The sequence below is a fragment of the Colwellia sp. genome (assembly GCF_013214175.1).
Classification (GTDB): domain Bacteria; phylum Pseudomonadota; class Gammaproteobacteria; order Enterobacterales; family Alteromonadaceae; genus Colwellia.
The window spans coordinates 178588-197295 of record NZ_JABSPA010000008.1 but is presented as its reverse complement, the minus strand read 5'-3'; the positions used below and the strand labels follow the sequence as shown (position 1 = coordinate 197295).

Below are 18708 nucleotides of genomic sequence, written 5' to 3'. Positions count from 1 at the left end.
ACAGCTTCATAGGAGTATACGATGGCTAGAGAATATGCCCGTACTGACCGAGTTGGTCAGCAAATCCAAAAAGAAATTGCCGTTATTTTAATGCGCGAAATTAAAGATCCTCGCTTAAGCATGACCACAGTTTCTGCGGTAGAAGTAACACGAGATTTAGCTTATGCTAAGATTTTCGTGACATTTTTCAACGATAATGCCGATGAAATTAAAGCTTCTTTAGAAGTTTTAGCGGAAGCAGAAGGTTATATACGCTCATTATTAGGTAAACGTTTACGCGCGCGTATTATGCCGCATTTACGTTTTGTTTATGATAGTTCAATGAGCGAAGGTGTTCGCATGAGCGCCTTGGTGGACAGAGCGGTTGCCAGTGATAAAAAACCTGATGACTCATCAGTAGATGATGAAAAAAATAATGATAGTGAGCAAGGCGAGTAAGACATGGCTAAACGGAGAAAAGGCCGTGCGATTAATGGCGTATTGCTATTAGATAAGCCACATGGATTGTCATCAAACCATGCCTTACAAACAGTTAAACGTATTTATTTCGCACAAAAAGCGGGTCATACGGGTGCATTAGACCCTTTGGCAACAGGTATGTTGCCAATTTGTTTAGGCGAGGGCACTAAGTTCTCACAATATTTACTTGATACCGATAAAACCTATCAAGTAACAGCAAAGCTAGGTATCCGTACTACGACCAGTGATGCTGGTGGTGAAGTTGTTAGTGAAAAAGCGGTTGACGTTTCAAGCGAACAGTTAGCGGTAGCTTTAGATAGTTTTCGCGGTACTACCAAACAAGTGCCGTCTATGTATTCTGCGCTAAAACACAAAGGTCAGCCTTTGTATAAGTATGCCAGAGAAGGTATAGAGGTTCCTCGTGAAGCACGTGATATTACCGTTTTCAATCTTGAATTATTACGCTTTGAAGATGATGAAGTTGAATTAAGTATCCATGTATCTAAAGGCACTTATATTCGCACCATCGTTGACGATTTAGGTGAACTACTCGGTTGTGGCGCTCATGTGTCAGCGCTGAGACGCTCCGCTGTAGGTAATTACCCCATTGAAAAAATGGTAACACTGCCAGAACTTGAAGCCTTACTTGAACAAGCTATTGAGCAAGAAATAACGCCGTCGGAATTACTTGACCCATTATTATTACCAATGAATAGCGCAGTAGATGGCATGCATTGTGTTTATGTTGATGATATGTCGGCAAATTTCTTACGTCATGGTAATCCTGTACAAGCTTATAACGCGCCAAGTGAAGGCAGCGTACAGGTTTATATCGGTGAAGATGAAAACGATACTAATGCTGAATTTATCGGTGTTGGTTTTATTGATGATGATGGTTTACTCGCTCCTAAACGTATTGTTGTTATATAAAAGCACTATTGTTTGGTAGTCCTTTACTCGATAGCTTTTATAGGCCAACTAGCCAATCAAGGTTAATTGGCCTATAGGTAGCAGTAATCGCTTGCTTTTTAGTTATTGGCTGCTAAAATACGCGCTCTTTCGTCATCAATGCTGAATTAGTGTTTGGCTTGATGCGTATTTCTAACATTCTTAACTCAATAAAATGAGGGCGGGATTTAACACACTAAGGATTAATTATGTCTTTAAATGCTACAGAAAAAGCTGCAATCGTTGCAGAATATGCTCAATCAGAAGGTGATACTGGTTCTCCAGAAGTTCAAGTTGCTTTGTTAACTGCACAAATCAACCACTTACAAGGTCACTTTAAAGCACACATCCATGATCATCATTCACGTCGTGGTTTATTACGCATGGTTGCACAACGTCGTAAATTACTTGATTACCTTAAGCGTAAGAACGTTGAACGTTATACAGCAGCAATCGCTAAATTAGGTCTACGTCGTTAATAGCAACTTGCTAACGTACGTAACTTATACGAATTAAAAAAAGGAGCCTATTGGCTCCTTTTTTGTGATCTATCGTTAACCGTCTGACTAAATCCTTGTTCTAAGCTCACTAATATAGTGCTCAGTTGACCAGTTAACCTAGCTGTTTGCTATAAATGCATGCTTTACGGTACTAATTACGCTTTGACGCTAGCATTCACCTGCTTACTTAGTATAATGTCGGTGAAAATTTACATGTGTTGTTCTTTGCATAAATTTGAAAGCGGCATAGTTATTTTTTAAACACAAACCAATCCAAACTGTATAATTTTTTGTTCGACTTGGTAGCCATGCTTTTGGCATAAAATATCTAGTGAATAAATAATTGTACAGATTGGTAAATATTATTAATAAAGACAAAATTTAAGGAAATTAATTAGATGTTAAATCCAATTACTAAAAAATTTCAATACGGTAAACATACCGTAACACTTGAAACTGGCGCTATTGCTCGTCAAGCATCTGGTGCTGTAATGGCAAGCATGGATGATACTTGTGTATTAGTTACTGTTGTTGCTAAAAAAGAAGCTAAAGCAGGGCAAGACTTCTTCCCACTAACAATAAACTATCAAGAACGTGCTTACGCTGCGGGTAAAATCCCAGGCAGTTTCTTCAAACGTGAAGGTCGCCCTTCAGAAGAAGAAACATTGATTGCACGTTTAATTGACCGTCCACTTCGCCCATTATTCCCTGAAGGGTTTATTAACGAAGTTCAAGTTATCATCACTGTAATTTCAGTTAACCCTGAAATTGCCCCTGACATCATTTCATTAATTGGTGCTTCTGCGGCGTTAGCTATCTCAGGTGCACCATTTAATGGTCCTGTTGGCGCAGCACGTGTTGGTTATGTCGATGGTCAATACATACTTAACCCACTGCAAGCTGAATTACCAACAAGTCAATTAGACTTAGTGGTATCTGGTACTGATTCGGCAGTATTAATGGTTGAGTCTGAAGCAGATGTACTATCTGAAGAAGTAATGCTTGGCGCAGTAATGTACGGCCATGAGCAAATGCAAGTAGCTGTTTCAGCAATTAAAGAATTTAAAGCTGAAGTAAACACCCCTGTATGGGAATGGACTGCACCAGTTAAAAATGCTGATTTATTAGCAAAAATTGCTGAGTTAAGTGAAGCGAAAGTAAACGAAGCTTACCAAATTACTGAAAAAGCTGTTCGTTATGAAAAAATTAAAGAAATTCGTAACTCTGTAGTTGAAACGTTATTAGCACAAGATGCTGATTTAGACGTGCAAGAAACTAAGGATTTATTCCACGACTTAGAAAAAACTGTTGTACGTGGCCGTATCACCGATGGTCACCCGCGTATTGATGGTCGCGATCCTGAGTCAATTCGTGCTTTAGACGTAATGACAGGTGTTTTACCAAGAACTCACGGCTCTGCTGTATTCACTCGTGGTGAAACTCAAGCATTAGTTACTGCTACGCTTGGTACGCAACGTGATGCACAACGTCTTGATACCTTAATGGGTGATAAAACAGACCCATTCATGCTTCATTACAACTTCCCTCCATACTGTGTAGGTGAAACTGGCTTTGTTGGCAGCCCTAAGCGTCGTGAAATTGGCCATGGCCGTTTAGCGAAACGTGGTATGTTAGCTGTTATGCCATCACTTGAAGAATTCCCGTACGCAGTACGTGTTGTTTCTGAAATCACTGAATCAAATGGTTCATCTTCAATGGCGTCTGTATGTGGTGCTTCATTAGCATTGATGGATGCTGGTGTGCCAATTAAAGCATCTGTAGCTGGTATTGCTATGGGTCTTGTTAAAGAAGGCGAAAAATTCGTTGTTCTTTCTGACATCTTAGGTGATGAAGATCACTTAGGTGACATGGACTTTAAAGTTGCTGGTACTACGGGTGGTATTACTGCGCTTCAAATGGATATTAAAATTGAAGGCATTACCCAAGAAATCATGCAAATTGCTTTAAACCAAGCAAAAGCTGCACGTACTCATATCTTATCTGTTATGGATGAAGCTATCGGTGGTCACAGAGATGATATCTCTGAGTTTGCTCCACGCATTCATACTATGAAAGTTAGCCAAGATAAAATTCGTGACATCATTGGTAAAGGTGGCGCAACTATTCGTCAGCTTACTGAAGAAACTGGTACCACGATTGAAATCGAAGATGACGGTACTGTTAAAATTGCTGCAACTTCAAATGAGCAAGCACAAGATGCAATTAATCGCATTAAAGCATTAACGGCTGAAATTGAAGTAGGTACACTTTACACTGGTAAAGTAGTACGTATCGTTGATTTTGGAGCTTTTGTTAACGTACTTCCAGGTAAAGATGGTTTAGTACACATTTCTCAAATCTCTGAAGAGCGCGTCAATAACGTAAGCGATGTCTTAACAGAAGGTCAAGAAGTGAAAGTTAAAGTACTAGAAGTTGATCGTCAAGGTCGTGTACGTTTAAGCATCAAAGAAGCAATCGAAAAGCCAGTTGCAACAGAAACACCTGCTGCTGAGTAATAGTTGCTGATTAACTACTTAGTTAATACAAAAACTTTTACATTTCATTAAGTAAAAAGGAGCCATAAGGCTCCTTTTTTGTTTATAATGAATTAATTCCTATGGTTAGCTATTTATATAAAAGGCATTTTTGTGCATTCACTTCTCAAGATAACTCTTCTCACGTTGTTGTTAACCAGTACACTACTGACGCAAGGTTGTGCCTCAAGGCAATCGCAGGAAGGAAATGCTCCTTTCGCAATAATGAATAATCTAGTGATTGCTGAGCCTTTGGCAATTAATTTTAAAAGTGAAATTGCCATCGCGCGTTTATCGGAAGTGATAAATAGGGCGCAAATAACTGATGAACAAAGAGCACAACTTTTTTATGATCGTGGTGTCTTGTATGACAGTGTCGGTTTACGCTCACTGGCAAGATTCGATTTCTCCCATGCACTGCAATTAAAACCTAACCTCATTGATGCTTATAACTTTTTAGGCATTCATTACACCCAATTACAAGAATTCTCCCAGGCCTATGAAAAATTTGATTCGGCCTTAGAGTTAGCTCCTGAACATGAATATGCCTATTTAAATCGAGGTATAGCGCTTTATTATGGTTCACGACCTGAGCTAGCAAGCCTTGACTTTAAAGCCTTTCATCAACAGCAACAGGATGATCCATACCGTTTATTGTGGTTGTATTTGACCGAATATGAAATTGATCCACTGGCAGCAAAATACTCATTAAAACAGCGAGCAGAACAGGTTGATGATGCTACGTGGGCGAAACAGGTAATTCAGCTTTATCTAGGGGAAATATCGCAAGGGGAGTTCGTTAACGGTTTAACTAAAAATGTTCGCTCGAATAAAGAATTGACCGAGCGGCTATGTGAAGCCTACTTTTATTTAGGTAAATATAACCAAACTTTAGGCTATCGTGGTAGTGCCGCTAACTTTTTTAAGCTGGCATTAAGTACCAATGTTTATGAATTTGTTGAGCACAGATACGCTAAGCTTGAATTAGATTTAATGCGCACAACAACGGCCACTAAGACTCAACCCTAATAATACTAACTGCTATTGCCACTCAATGCGTTTTAATAAATTCTGCCTTTTTATATTAATGATGAGCTTGATGATATTTTTATCATCAAGCTCATTTTTTTTATCGGACTACCTAACTAAACAGTTGGGTAAAAATAACTACCGCAGTGGTCAACTTAGCTACGGACTAAAACATGACCATATTGCCGCGCTAACAATAAAAGAAAAATCAGCTGGTTTTGACAGCAGGAATTGGTTAGCACTAAACCAGAAGTTAGGTAAAAGCCAAGCAAATACAGCATTAAAGCTTGGTCATTGGTATCAGAAGAAATTCCAGCAAGAATCAAATACAGCATTGATAAACACTGCTGTTATGTGGTTTGAACAAGCTATTCGTTTAGGTTCACAACAAGCCGCTATCGCGCTAGCACAGCTCTATTTTAAAGATGATAAACTTTTAAAAGCACAAACTGTCTTAAGGCAATTGCCAGCAACGCTTAAAAATATTAACTTATCTGAAAATTGGCTAGTATTAAGTTTAAAAATTGCTGTTTCTGAAGGAAATGTGACTTTAGTTAAGCAGTTACTAACGTCTAACAGGTTTAAGCGCTATGGCGATAACCAAGCGCAGCGCCTATTAGCTGACTTAAATAAATATTCGGTAATAACAAATACCGAGGTTTTAAAAAATAAGGTTAGCGGTCAAATTAATTTACCGTTTGAAACTTCATTAACTTGTATCACAAGTTTACAACTTTATGCGACTAATTTGGCTCATTTAAAGCACCTTAATCAGCTGATCAAAACCTTTAAGGAGCAGCAAGTCCTTGCACCTTTTATATGTTTGCCGACGCCACGTTACATTAGCAAGAACCGTATTGATTGTATGGCTCAAGCAGAGCAAGCTATAACATGTGATGAGACACGCTGGCAAAGTGTAGCAAACCAGGTAGGTAGCCGTCACATAGGCTTAATGCTAAAAGAAGGCGGCGCCAACGTACATTTGGGTATTCTTTATTTTGATGTCGAGGATAGTGCCGATGTTTTTAGCCATGAATTAAGTCATTTACTCGGCTTTGTTGATGAATACCCATTAAGTAAAGACCATGAGACATGCCAGGACGTTCAACAAAAAACATTTGCCCATAATATTGCGGTATTAAACAAGTATTATCAAGGTGAGCGAGACCATGTAAGAGCTAGCGTCTTAGCTAGTTTAGCTTGGGCCAGTGAAATAAAAGTGAGTACACCTATTTTACAAGCGGTTGATAACAGTACTAGCAGTAAAAAAATATGGCGTTTAGGCACACCGATAGCTTTTAAAGAGCGAGTAGGTGTCTACCTAGCTGAAAGTTGTCAACAGTCTAGCGTAGTAGCCAATGCAACAGCAAGTCAGCTGTCGCCACATTATTCAGCATTTAAGCCGTTAAATCGGCGCACTCAACTTAGGTATTTCGCCAATGAGTTTCCTGAGGAATACCTTACTTTATTAAAAGCCAAACCGTCGAACTATTTAATGCCGAGTTTTCATTACAACATCGCCTTTGCTTTATACCAACAAGGTAACAATTCAAGAGCTAGATACTGGTTAAGGCAAGCGGCAGAATGGGAAAGTGAGCCGCTTAGAAAGTTGACTATATTATCTGGGGACTTTTAAGACTGTGACTTGCTAGTGTTTGGCTATCTTAAAGGTCAAGGAAGTTTTTTTATTTTTGTCTTAGACAATACTGTCTTAGAAATAACGCTAATGACTTGCTCATTACCTCGTATTTCATGCTTTAAAACAGTCCGTCTGCTGCGACTGACATCTAAATAGATTAAAGAATTTTGTTCTATTGATTTTTTCGCTTTAGCGATCGGCCAATGGCTAAAACTACCTAAGTATTGCACCTCCTGTTCGGCTTTTTTACACCTAAGCTTAAGGTTTTTCTTTGCATCGACACTCACTTCTCGAGCATATTTAGTTTTTTTTTGTTTAGCTAGAACGGTTCTTTTCAATTGAAAAAATCGATATAAACTTGCTTTAAATTGATATAGGTAGGCTAAAAGACTCATTCAAATACCCTTTAATAGGACACTTTATTAGTTATAGTCTAAATCCCTAATTTTTACCTATTATGTAGTTTGTTTTTCTCTCTGCATTAGTCTATGAATCAGGTAAGTTTCACTAAGTACTTAAATCGTTGTAGGAAAATAAGTTATAATGCTTACTTATTTATCTTGGTTTTTCTATACCGCTATTTTCTCTATCAGAGTATTTATGAAAAAATTTGAGCCTTACCACTTTCGAAAGAAATTTCCATTATTACAAAACACCCGCTCGCCTAGGCATGATAAAAACGGCAAACAATCCGCTATAGTGTATTTAGATAATGCCGCGACCACACAAAAACCTCAAAAAGTGATTGATAGTCAACAAGATTATTATTGCCATTATAATGCCAATGTCCATAGAGCTTCACATCAACTGAGTAGTAAAGCTACTTTTGCTTTTGAAAATGCCCGTACGCTAGTACAAGGCTTTATCGGTGCTCACAGCATTAAAGAAATCATTTGGACTAAGGGAGCGACCGAAAGTATTAATATAGTTGTGCAAAGTCTGGCTAGAAATACCTTAAGGCCAGGAGATGAAATAGTACTTTGTGCCAGTGAGCATCACGCCAATATAGTCCCTTGGCAAATCGTTGCACAGCAAACAGGCGCGCTGATCAAAATATTACCTTTAACTAAACAAGGTTATATTGATGTTACTAAGCTAGATAACATCATAACGGATAAAACAAAATTTGTTGCCTGTGCCCATATATCTAATGTATTAGGGCGGATAAACCCTGTTAAGAAAGTCATAGCAAAGGCAAAGTCTGTTGGCGCGATAAGTTTAATTGATGGTGCTCAAGCCGTGGCACATTTAGCTATAGATGTTGAAGCGCTGGACTGTGATTTTTATGTTTTCTCTGCCCACAAAATGTATGGGCCAACAGGTATTGGTGTACTTTATGGTAAAAAAGAGCATTTAGAAGCTATGCCGCCTTATCAGGGGGGAGGGGAAATGATTAAAACAGTGAGTTTTACTCAAGAGACAACCTTTAACTCATTACCTTTTAAGTTTGAAGCAGGTACGCCTAATATTGCCGCTGTCATCGCTTTTGGCGAAAGTATTAACTTTTTAGCGCCATATTTAGCTGATATAAGCAAAGGTTACCAGGTATATGAGCAAGAACTGCTTAACTATTGCTATCAATCGTTAGCTAAAATAGCGCAAGTAAACTTTATTGTTGAAGGAATACCCGATATTGGCGTTATCGCTTTTACGTTAACAGGACATCATAATCACGATGTAGCTACCACACTTGATACTTATGGTGTCGCTATTCGCTCTGGTCATCATTGTGCTATGCCGTTAATGGCTAATTTAAACATTGATGGTTGTTTAAGGGTCTCTCTAGCAGCATATAACACCATGGCTGAAATTGACTATTTTATCGATAGTATAAAAAAATTCTTGCTTGAGCCATGTTTAGAACAAGAAAATCAAGTTGAAAAAGGGCAGTCAACAAGTACACCGACTAACGATATGGCCGATATACTTACCTTATTTGCAAAAACTAAAGGTTGGGATAGCCGGCATAGAGAAATTATGCTGCTAGGTAAAAAATTACCTCGTATGGAAAAAGCGCAACGTAACGATGAAACTATCATCGCTGGGTGTGAAAGTCTTGCTTGGCTGAGTGTCGAACAAGATAGCCAAGGCTTATATTCTTTTATAGCCGACAGTGACGCCAAGATAATTCGTGGCTTATTAGTGGTTGTGTTTGCTGCGCTTAATAATAAAACTGCACAACAAATACACGATACTAATATCAATGAATACTTTGCAAAATTAGGTTTAATGCAGCACTTAAGCCCTTCACGGGGTAATGGTGTATTAGCTATCGTCGATAAAATTAGATTGTTGGCGAATCCATAAAGCTCATCAAGCCTGCACTTATAGCCGGGTAGACTTCATCGTTTGACGCCATTAATCTTAGCTCGATTATTTCTTGTGTTTTTTTAACAGCTTATCAATTGCTCTACCGACTGCGAAAAATGCAAATGTTGCGGTAACATGCGTGGTAGCGCCAAATCCACTGCGGCAATCTAATCGCATACTGTTGTGCTCGTTATTGCTAGTATCTGGTTTTGCCAAACAAATCTCTCCTGCGTTATTATCAGCTGGGTAACGTAGTTGCTCTGTTGAATATACTGCATCAATTGAGAACTTTCGTTTCCCTGCTGTTTTTAAGTCTGCACGGGGAAAATTAAATTCACGGCGTAGTTGATTTTTTACCTTAGCGAGTAAGGGATCTTGATACGTTTTACTCAAGTCAGTTATTTCAATTTTACTTGGATCAACCTGTCCGCCAGCACCACCAATAGTGATAATGGGCAGTTTACTTCCTCGACAAAAAGCAATGAGGCGGGTTTTGATGTCAACAGAGTCAATAGCATCAATGACATAATCATAATCTCTAGTAATTAGAGTTGATAAGTTTTCAACGGTTACGAAGTCTTCAATGATATTAACGTGGCAATCTGGATTGATCTGCTTAATTCGTTCACTCATTACATCAACTTTACTTTGGCCAATAGTATCGGTTAACGCATGTATTTGACGGTTTATATTAGTGGTACAAATGTCATCTAAGTCGATTAACGTAATTTGACCTATGCCATTGCGAGCGAGGGCTTCGGCGACCCAAGAGCCCACTCCACCGATACCAATAACGCAGAAGTGTGCTTGTTTTAATATGTTTGCGCCATGTTCGCCATATAAACGGCTAATACCACCGAATCGTAAAGAGTAGTTAGACATAAGTAATAAAGGGATCTTATTGTGAAAGTGAGAGATTTGAGAATGATATTATAACGGCTAGCTGCAGGGAGTGGAATGGAATTTAGTTGCTTATCTATCAAAAGTGTCTTTATCTCTAGTAATCACCACTAGCGAGTATTTCTTTTGTGAATAGCAAGTATAGACTAAGGTTATGCTTTGTTTGAGGGTTTTCCCAAAAGATAGACACAAAAAAGGCAGCAAATGCTGCCTTTTTAACTTAATAATTTTTAATTAAGTCATTATTTTTTGTTTAATGGTACGAATTCACGGTTAATGTCACCAGTATACTTTTGGCGAGGACGACCGATTTTTTGACCCGGTTGAGATAACATTTCATCCCAGTGAGCAATCCAACCTACTGTTCTAGACATAGCAAAAATCACTGTGAACATGCTTGTCGGGATACCAATGGCTTTAAGAATAATACCTGAGTAGAAATCTACGTTAGGGTATAATTTCTTTTCAATAAAGTACTGGTCTTCAAGTGCTACTTTCTCTAATGCCATAGCAACATCAAGTAGTGGATCGCTAATACCTAGTTCTTTCAATACTTCGTGACATGTTTCGCGCATTACCGTTGCACGAGGGTCGAAGTTTTTATATACACGATGACCAAAGCCCATTAAGCGGAAAGGGTCATTTTTATCTTTCGCTTTAGCAACATACTCATCAACTCTGTCTAACGTGCCTATCTCTTCAAGCATAGTTAAACAGGCTTCATTAGCGCCGCCATGTGCTGGTCCCCATAAAGAAGCGACACCCGCTGCAATACAAGCATAAGGGTTAGCGCCAGATGAACCCGCTAAACGTACGGTAGACGTTGAAGCATTTTGTTCATGATCAGCATGTAAAGTAAAGATTCTATCCATAGCATTCGCTATGATAGGACTTACTATATATTCTTCAGCAGGTACTGAGAACATCATGTGCAGGAAGTTTTCTGCATAAGACAGCTCATTGCGTGGGTAAACAAAAGGTTGCCCAACACTGTATTTATAAGCCATTGCCGAGATAGTTGGCATTTTAGCAATTAATCTATGAGCACTACGTTTACGCTGTGCAGGGTCAGTGATATCTAAGTCACTGTGATAGAAAGATGACATCGCGCCAACAACACCACAAACCATCGCCATAGGATGCGCATCAGGTAAAAAACCTTGGAAGAAGTGGGCTAACTTTTCATGCACCATAGTATGGTTAGTGATGATGCTTTTAAATTCATCATATTGGGATTGGCTTGGTGAATCACCATTCAATAAGATATAACAAACTTCTAAGTAATCAGCTTTTTTTGCTAAATCATCAATGGCATAACCACGATGTTGCAATATACCTTTATCACCATCAATGAACGTAATCGAGGATTCACAAGATGCCGTAGCTAAGAAGCCAGGGTCGTAGGTGAAATAGCCATGGCTACCTAGAGTTCTAATATCAATTACGTCGGTACCAGCAGTACCTTTTAAAATTGAAAACTGTCCAATTTCTTTGCCATCAATACTCAGAGTGGCTTTTAATTCAGCCATAATGTTTTTCCCCTATCAATTATAATTTATTTACATTTACTGACATTCGACTAACTTGCTCAATTCACGTACTAAGCCTAGTGAATAAATAATCAGTTTTGTGACTTTTCTTGGGTTTTTCAAACTGGCGACATTCTACCTCGAAATCAATTTAAAATGTAAGAGTAATTATACTAAAGTTTAATACAGCACAAAAAATCGTTTAAAAACTAACCCATGACAAATCTTAGGGTTTGGTAAAATTGTAATTCACTGTTATCGATTATATAATCCTTATGTTCTGTAGCTTTTTCTATTCGATCGATGATTCATTTTGCTTTAATTTTTTTTGTGTCATATTACAAAATCTAACTAGAATCGTGTAATGAAGTTAGTTAGAATTGTATACGATCGGTACGCTCGTCAAAAATGGGTGTAAAGATACCGTTCACTTTCGGGAATTACTTTTATTTTATTGTTTTACGTTGCAAATGTGACGTTTTGAAATCAACTAGATAAAGGTAGTTCATGAGTAACAATAATAAAAGTTGAAGGCTTTCGAGCTCTTTAGGCAACAATTGTGAAAAAACAACGTCCTGTAAATCTAGATCTAACTACAATTAAAATGCACCCGGCAGCTAATGCCTCAATACTTCACCGTATTTCTGGTGTAATTATGGTATTTGCTATTGGCATTTTATTGTGGACCCTTTCCATCTCTCTTTCTTCTGCAGAAGGATTTAGTCAAATTCAAGGTTACCTTGATGGCTTATTCTTTAGCTTCATTATTTTTGGCTGTCTTTCAGCATTGACTTACCATTTATTAGCCGGCATTCGCCACTTATTTATGGATATGGGTCATTTTGAAGAATTAGCTTCAGGTAATGCCACAGCCAAATTAATCATGATTATTTGGTTAGCAGTATCAGCAGTAATAGGAGTTTGGTTATGGTAAACGTCGTCGCATCAGTAGGCCGAAATGGCGTACATGATTTTATCCTTTTAAGAGCGAGTGCCATCATTCTTGCTCTATATACCTTACTGCTTGCCGGTTTTTTTGTGGTAACACCGAGCGTTACCTTTGAACTATGGCAAGGTTTTTTTGCTTGTACCAGCGTTAAAGTGGCAACAGTCTTAGCACTGTTAGCTTTACTTACTCACGCTAAAATTGGCGTATGGCAAGTATTGTCAGATTACGTTAAACCAGCGTTTTATCGCGGTGCTTTGCAATTTGTATTTTCAGTTATCTTATTAGCCTACCTAGTGTTTGGCTTTTTAACCGTGTGGGGTGTATAAGTGAGCGTTCCAATTCGTGAATTTGACGCCATAGTTATTGGCGCAGGCGGCGCAGGTATGCGCGCTGCATTAGCAATTTCTGAATCAGGCAAATCTTGTGCCTTGATTTCTAAAGTATTTCCAACTCGTTCTCATACAGTATCTGCTCAAGGTGGTATTACCGTTGCTTTAGGTAATGCCCATGAAGATCACTGGGAACAACATATGTACGATACCGTTAAAGGCTCTGATTATATCGGTGACCAAGATGCTATTGAATACATGTGTAAAGTAGGTCCTGAATCTGTCATTGAACTAGAGAAAATGGGTTTGCCTTTTTCTCGTACTGAAGATGGTAAAATTTACCAACGTCCGTTTGGTGGCCAGTCTAAAAACTTTGGTGGTGAGCAAGCTGCACGTACTGCAGCTGCTGCTGACCGTACTGGCCATGCGCTGCTACATTGTTTGTACCAACAAAATGTTAAAAACAAAACTAACGTTTACTCTGAATGGTATGCTTTAGATTTAGTTAAAAATAGTGACGGTGCTGTTGTAGGTACTACCGCTATTTGTATCGAAACCGGTGAAATTGTTTACTTTAAAGCCCGTGCTACTGTACTTGCTACTGGTGGTGCTGGTCGTATCTTCGCCTCAACTACTAACGCTCATATCAATACTGGTGATGGTGTTGGTATGTCACTTCGTGCCGGCATTCAAATGCAAGACATGGAAATGTGGCAGTTCCACCCAACCGGTATCGCGGGTGCGGGTGTATTAGTTACTGAAGGTTGTCGTGGTGAAGGTGGTTATCTACTTAACAAAGACGGCGAACGCTTCATGGAGCGTTACGCGCCAAACGCAAAAGATTTAGCGGGTCGTGATGTTGTTGCTCGTTCAATGATGACAGAGATTCGTGAAGGTCGTGGTTGTGACCATCCTCAATACGGTCCTCACATTAAGTTAAAACTTGATCACTTAGGTCGCGAAACCTTATACAAACGTTTACCCGGTGTTTGTGAATTATCTAAGACCTTTGCTCATGTTGATCCAGCAGAAGAGCCAATTCCAGTCATTCCTACCTGTCATTATCAAATGGGTGGTGTACCGACTAACGTTAATGGTCAAGCGCTTAACATTGGCACTGATGGTAAAGAAACTATCGTTGAAGGTTTATTTGCCGTAGGTGAAATTGCCTGTGTATCTGTGCATGGAGCTAACCGCTTAGGTGGTAACTCATTACTTGATTTAGTGGTATTTGGCCGCGCTGCAGGTAACTTCTTAGGTACTTACTTAAATGAAACTCAATCAGGCACCGATGCCTCTGAGTCTGATTTAGAAGCGTCACTTGCTCGTACTAATCGTTGGGAGTCTTCTACGAAAGGTGAAGACCCAGTACAAATTCGTAAAGATTTACAACAGTGTATGCAAATGAACTTTGGGGTTTTCCGAGAAGGAGAAGCCATGGCTAAAGGCATGACTGAATTAACTGAGCTTCGTGATCGTCTTAAAGTTGCCCGTTTAGATGATAAGTCTTCTGAGTTTAATACTCAACGTATTGAGTGTTTAGAGTTAGATAACTTAATGGAAACGGCATTTTGTTCAGCAAAAGCAGCGAACTTCCGTACGGAATCTCGAGGTGCTCATGCTCGTCAAGATTTCACTGAACGTGATGATGTAAACTGGTTATGTCACTCAGTTTACACGCCTGAAACTGAAGCAATGTCAAAACGTGCTGTTAATATGAAACCTGTTCACCGCGAAGCTTTCCCACCGAAAGCACGTGTTTACTAAGGACTTAATTGTAGGAAATATACGATGAAACAAAATTTTTCGATTTACCGCTACAATCCTGATGTAGACGCTAAGCCATACATGAAAGATTATCAGCTGGAAGTGCCTGAAGGCTCTGATATGATGATTCTTGATGCGCTTATTCTTTTGAAAGAAGAAGACGCAACCTTATCATTCCGTCGTTCATGTCGTGAGGGTGTATGTGGCTCTGACGGTTTAAACATGAATGGTAAAAATGGTTTGGCTTGTATCACGCCATTATCAGAGTTAAAAGCGAAAACTATCGTTTTACGTCCACTACCTGGTTTACCGGTAGTGCGTGACTTGATTATTGATATGACACAATTTTATCAGCAATATGAAAAAATTAAACCATACTTGATCAACGATGCTCAACCCGCTGCGCGTGAAAACATACAATCAATTGAAGAACGTGAAAAATTAGACGGCCTTTATGAGTGTATTTTATGTGCATGTTGTTCAACTTCATGTCCTTCATTTTGGTGGAATCCGGATAAGTTTATCGGTCCAGCAGGTTTGTTGCATGCTTATCGCTTCTTAATTGATAGTCGTGATACTGCTACAGAAGAGCGTTTAGATGATTTACAAGATGCCTATAGCGTATTCCGTTGTCACGGTATTATGAACTGTGTTGATGTTTGTCCAAAAGGATTAAACCCAACCAAAGCTATTGGTCATATTAAATCAATGTTATTAAACCGCGCGGTTTAATAACATTTAAGCTTAGCTAAAGTTACTTTAACTACTGCTTTAGTCTAAGTTTACTTTATTGATTTATATGCAAGAATAAACAGGGTATTATACTTTTCAGTTAAACTGTCCGTTTAGCTTTTAAATGGAATACCCTGTTAAATTAAATATGTTTTTAGCGTAACCGTTTAGGTTTATTTTGAACTTACAATGGTTATAAATTTTAATTGCTTTACCCCCAGCAAAGGAACAAGGCAATGCCAGAAGGTGTAATGAAGGCTTGGCTAGAGTCTTCCCACTTAAACGGTGGCAACATCGTTTATATCGAAGAATTGTACGAATCATACCTAGATAACTCCGCCTCTGTATCAACAGAATGGCAAGAAATCTTCGGTCAACTCCCTAAAGTCGAAGGCAGTGAGGTGGAATACCGCCACAGTGCTATCCGTGAAGAATTTAAAACCTTAGCAAAACAAACCCAAAAACAAGTTGTTGTTTCCGGTGGAGATGCTAAACAGGTAAAAGTATTACAACTTATTAATGCTTTTAGATTCCGCGGTCATCAAAACGCTAATTTAGATCCTTTGGGTTTATGGCAACGCGATAAAGTTCGTGATTTGCAATTATCGCATCATGACTTATCAGAAAACGACTTTGATAAAGAATTTAATTTAGGCTCATTTGCTGTTGGCAAAGAGACCATGAAGTTAGGTGAGTTATTTAAAACCTTAAAAGCTACCTATTGTGGTTCTATTGGCGCTGAATATATGCACATGACCTCAACTGATGAGAAACGTTGGATACAACAACGTCTTGAATCAGTTCAGTCACAAGCTAATTTGAGCGTTGATGAAAAGACCGAAATCTTTAAAGGTTTGATTGCCGCTGATGGTTTAGAGAAATATCTAGGGGCGAAATTCCCAGGTGCAAAACGCTTTTCATTAGAAGGTGGTGATGCACTCGTTCCCATGCTTAAAGAATTAATCACTCGCGCTGGTACTGCTGGCACTAAAGAAGTGGTTATGGGCATGGCACATCGCGGTCGTTTAAATGTATTAGTTAATGTTATGGGTAAAAATCCATCAAAGTTATTTGATGAGTTTGCCGGTAAACATGATGAAATATCAAGCTCGGGTGATGTGAAATACCATCAAGGTTATTCTTCAGATTTTGTTACTCCTGGCGGTAATGTTCATTTAGCCTTAGCGTTTAACCCTTCGCATCTTGAAATTGTTAATCCTGTTGTTATTGGCTCGGTAAGAGCTAGACAAGATAGACGCGGCGGTGTTGAAGGTGACCAAGGTGATTTAGTATTACCTATTACCATTCATGGTGATTCGGCTATTGCCGGTCAAGGTGTGGTGCAAGAAACTTTTAACATGTCGCAAGCGCGTGCATTTAAAGTGGGTGGCACGGTACGTATCGTGGTTAATAACCAAGTTGGCTTTACTACTTCAGTAGCAGAAGATACCCGCTCAGGTGAATACTGTACTGAAATTGCTAAAATGGTACAGGCGCCAATTTTACATGTAAATGGTGATGATCCAGAAGCGGTTATTTTAGTAACCCAAATAGCCCTTGATTACCGTAATGAATTTAAACGTGACGTGGTTATCGATTTAGTTTGTTATCGCCGTCATGGACATAATGAAGCTGATGAGCCAAGTGCTACTCAGCCAATGATGTATAAAATCATTAAAAAGCATCCTACACCACGTCAATTATACGCAGAAAAATTGGCCGCAGAAGGCAGCTTGACGCAAGCAAAAGTTGATGAGCTAACTGCTTATTACCGTAAATTGCTTGATGAAGGTCAGTGTACTGTTGAGCAATGGCGTCCAATGACAGAACATTCTGTTGATTGGACCCCTTATCTTGGTCATGAGTGGGATGATGATTACGATAAAGCAATAGAGCTTGATAAACTAACAGACTTAGCAACGAAAATTGCCACTATTCCAGAAAGTCACCCTGTACATTCGCGTGTTAAGAAGATCTATGATGATCGCATGAGAATGGCTAAAGGTGAAAAATTACTGGATTGGGGCATGGCTGAAAACTTAGCTTATGCAACTATTGTTGATCTTGGTAAACGTGTTCGTATTACCGGCCAAGATTCAGGTCGCGGCACCTTCTTCCATCGTCATGCAGTTTTACATAATCAAGATGATGGCAGTACTTATTCACCATTAGAAAATATCCGTGAAGGTCAAGGTCCATTTGATATTCATGACTCGGTATTGTCAGAAGTATCAGTAGTAGCTTTTGAATATGGCTACACTACGGCTGAGCCAGCTGGTTTAACTATTTGGGAAGCACAATTTGGCGATTTTGCTAACTGTGCGCAAGTGGTTTTTGACCAATTTATTAGTTCAGGTGAACAAAAGTGGGGCCGTTTATGTGGCTTAACTATGTTGTTACCACATGGCTATGAAGGTCAAGGTCCAGAGCATTCATCAGCACGTTTAGAACGTTTCTTACAACTCTGTGCTGATCATAATATGCAAGTTTGTGTACCATCAACACCTGCGCAAGTATTTAATATGTTACGCCGCCAAGTGGTTCGCCCTATGCGTCGTCCATTAGTGGTTATGTCACCTAAGTCATTATTACGTCATCCATTAGCGGTTTCTTCATTAGAAGAAATGGCCACGGGTGTGTTCCATAATGTTATCGGTGAAATAGACGAATTAGATTCCAGTGCAGTTGAGCGTGTAGTGTTCTGTAGCGGTAAAGTATATTACGAGCTATTAGATCAACGCCGTAAAAATGAACTTAATAATGTTGCTATTGTACGTATTGAGCAACTTTACCCATTCCCTGAACAAGAGCTACAAGCGGTATTAAAACAATACCAACATGTGAAGCAATTTGTTTGGTGTCAGGAAGAGCCGCAAAACCAAGGTGCTTGGTATTGTTCACAGCATCATTTTAGAGCTGCTATCCCTGAAGGTACTTATTTGACTTATGCAGGCCGTAAGGCTTCAGCAGCACCTGCTGTTGGGTATATGTCAGTTCATGTGAAAGAACAGCAAGCGCTTATTACCCAAGCGTTAACATTAGATTAACCCTTTAGTGCGCTTACTTGTTTCAACAAGTGAGCG

Annotated in this window: 15 protein-coding genes; 12 read left to right on the top strand and 3 right to left on the bottom strand. The window is 39.1% G+C overall.

Going from position 1 to position 18708, the window contains the following annotated elements; translation table 11 throughout:
• Nucleotides 1-21 precede the first annotated feature (21 nt).
• The 6 genes from rbfA to HRT55_RS17675 all read left to right on the top strand — a co-directional run bounded on the left by rbfA (nt 22) and on the right by HRT55_RS17675 (nt 7106).
• Nucleotides 22-438, top strand: a complete 417-nt coding sequence (gene rbfA / locus HRT55_RS17700; protein ID WP_291623336.1) for a 30S ribosome-binding factor RbfA — start codon at nt 22-24, stop codon at nt 436-438.
• A 3-nt stretch (nt 439-441) separates the two neighbouring features.
• A complete protein-coding gene (gene truB, locus HRT55_RS17695; protein ID WP_291623335.1) occupies nt 442-1389 on the top strand; it encodes a tRNA pseudouridine(55) synthase TruB in 948 nt (315 codons plus the stop codon).
• A gap of 227 nt (nt 1390-1616) precedes the next feature.
• On the top strand, nt 1617-1886 hold the full coding sequence (gene rpsO / locus HRT55_RS17690; RefSeq protein WP_291623334.1) for a 30S ribosomal protein S15: 270 nt from the start codon (nt 1617-1619) through the stop codon (nt 1884-1886).
• Between the two features lie 419 nt (nt 1887-2305).
• On the top strand, nt 2306-4423 hold the full coding sequence (gene pnp, locus HRT55_RS17685; protein WP_291623332.1) for a polyribonucleotide nucleotidyltransferase: 2118 nt from the start codon (nt 2306-2308) through the stop codon (nt 4421-4423).
• A gap of 132 nt (nt 4424-4555) precedes the next feature.
• A complete protein-coding gene (nlpI, locus tag HRT55_RS17680) occupies nt 4556-5470 on the top strand; it encodes a lipoprotein NlpI (RefSeq protein ID WP_291623330.1) in 915 nt (304 codons plus the stop codon).
• 70 nt (nt 5471-5540) lie between these two features.
• Nucleotides 5541-7106 carry a hypothetical protein gene (locus tag HRT55_RS17675; protein WP_291623328.1) on the top strand — a complete coding sequence of 522 codons (1566 nt, stop codon included), beginning with the start codon at nt 5541-5543 and terminating at the stop codon, nt 7104-7106.
• 35 nt (nt 7107-7141) lie between these two features.
• On the opposite strand, the gene HRT55_RS17670 is transcribed toward HRT55_RS17675, so the two are convergent.
• Nucleotides 7142-7504: a hypothetical protein gene (locus HRT55_RS17670; RefSeq protein ID WP_291623326.1), complete on the bottom strand. Its 363-nt coding sequence runs from the start codon at nt 7502-7504 to the stop codon at nt 7142-7144.
• A gap of 148 nt (nt 7505-7652) precedes the next feature.
• Here HRT55_RS17670 and HRT55_RS17665 point away from each other — a divergent pair, with 148 nt between their 5' ends.
• Nucleotides 7653-9416 (top strand): SufS family cysteine desulfurase, encoded by a 1764-nt coding sequence (locus tag HRT55_RS17665; protein WP_291623324.1) that lies wholly within the window; start codon nt 7653-7655, stop codon nt 9414-9416.
• A 66-nt stretch (nt 9417-9482) separates the two neighbouring features.
• Here HRT55_RS17665 and tcdA read toward each other — a convergent pair whose 3' ends face one another.
• Nucleotides 9483-10301, bottom strand: coding sequence for a tRNA cyclic N6-threonylcarbamoyladenosine(37) synthase TcdA (tcdA, locus tag HRT55_RS17660; protein WP_291623322.1), 819 nt, complete (start codon nt 10299-10301; stop codon nt 9483-9485).
• 260 nt (nt 10302-10561) lie between these two features.
• Nucleotides 10562-11848, bottom strand: a complete 1287-nt coding sequence (locus tag HRT55_RS17655) for a citrate synthase (protein ID WP_291623320.1) — start codon at nt 11846-11848, stop codon at nt 10562-10564.
• Nucleotides 11849-12407: 559 nt separating this feature from the next.
• Between HRT55_RS17655 and sdhC the strand changes: the two genes are divergently transcribed.
• The 5 genes from sdhC (at nt 12408) to HRT55_RS17630 (ending at nt 18672) form a co-directional block, all read left to right on the top strand.
• Nucleotides 12408-12782 carry a succinate dehydrogenase, cytochrome b556 subunit gene (sdhC, locus tag HRT55_RS17650; RefSeq protein WP_291623318.1) on the top strand — a complete coding sequence of 125 codons (375 nt, stop codon included), beginning with the start codon at nt 12408-12410 and terminating at the stop codon, nt 12780-12782.
• Nucleotides 12776-13123: a succinate dehydrogenase, hydrophobic membrane anchor protein gene (gene sdhD / locus HRT55_RS17645; RefSeq protein ID WP_291623316.1), complete on the top strand. Its 348-nt coding sequence runs from the start codon at nt 12776-12778 to the stop codon at nt 13121-13123. The genes sdhC and sdhD overlap by 7 nt, the downstream gene beginning before the upstream one ends.
• On the top strand, nt 13124-14893 hold the full coding sequence (gene sdhA / locus HRT55_RS17640; protein ID WP_291623314.1) for a succinate dehydrogenase flavoprotein subunit: 1770 nt from the start codon (nt 13124-13126) through the stop codon (nt 14891-14893). It abuts the gene before it with no gap.
• A 24-nt stretch (nt 14894-14917) separates the two neighbouring features.
• Entirely contained in the window at nt 14918-15625 is a 708-nt protein-coding gene (locus HRT55_RS17635) for a succinate dehydrogenase iron-sulfur subunit (RefSeq protein ID WP_291614847.1), read from the top strand.
• Nucleotides 15626-15861: 236 nt separating this feature from the next.
• Complete coding sequence (locus tag HRT55_RS17630; protein ID WP_291623312.1) at nt 15862-18672, top strand: 2-oxoglutarate dehydrogenase E1 component; 2811 nt, start codon at nt 15862-15864, stop codon at nt 18670-18672.
• The last annotated feature ends 36 nt before the right edge of the window (nt 18673-18708 follow it).

Bases quoted from the DNA above. Each gene is read 5' to 3' on its own strand.
- rbfA (WP_291623336.1), top strand. From the start codon at position 22: ATGGCTAGAGAATATGCCCGTACTGACCGAGTTGGTCAGCAAATCCAA.
- truB (WP_291623335.1), top strand. From the start codon at position 442: ATGGCTAAACGGAGAAAAGGCCGTGCGATTAATGGCGTATTGCTATTA.
- rpsO (WP_291623334.1), top strand. From the start codon at position 1,617: ATGTCTTTAAATGCTACAGAAAAAGCTGCAATCGTTGCAGAATATGCT.
- pnp (WP_291623332.1), top strand. From the start codon at position 2,306: ATGTTAAATCCAATTACTAAAAAATTTCAATACGGTAAACATACCGTA.
- HRT55_RS17675 (WP_291623328.1), top strand. From the start codon at position 5,541: ATGATATTTTTATCATCAAGCTCATTTTTTTTATCGGACTACCTAACT.
- HRT55_RS17670 (WP_291623326.1), bottom strand. From the start codon at position 7,504: ATGAGTCTTTTAGCCTACCTATATCAATTTAAAGCAAGTTTATATCGA.
- HRT55_RS17665 (WP_291623324.1), top strand. From the start codon at position 7,653: ATGCTTACTTATTTATCTTGGTTTTTCTATACCGCTATTTTCTCTATC.
- tcdA (WP_291623322.1), bottom strand. From the start codon at position 10,301: ATGTCTAACTACTCTTTACGATTCGGTGGTATTAGCCGTTTATATGGC.
- HRT55_RS17655 (WP_291623320.1), bottom strand. From the start codon at position 11,848: ATGGCTGAATTAAAAGCCACTCTGAGTATTGATGGCAAAGAAATTGGA.
- sdhD (WP_291623316.1), top strand. From the start codon at position 12,776: ATGGTAAACGTCGTCGCATCAGTAGGCCGAAATGGCGTACATGATTTT.
- HRT55_RS17635 (WP_291614847.1), top strand. From the start codon at position 14,918: ATGAAACAAAATTTTTCGATTTACCGCTACAATCCTGATGTAGACGCT.
- HRT55_RS17630 (WP_291623312.1), top strand. From the start codon at position 15,862: ATGCCAGAAGGTGTAATGAAGGCTTGGCTAGAGTCTTCCCACTTAAAC.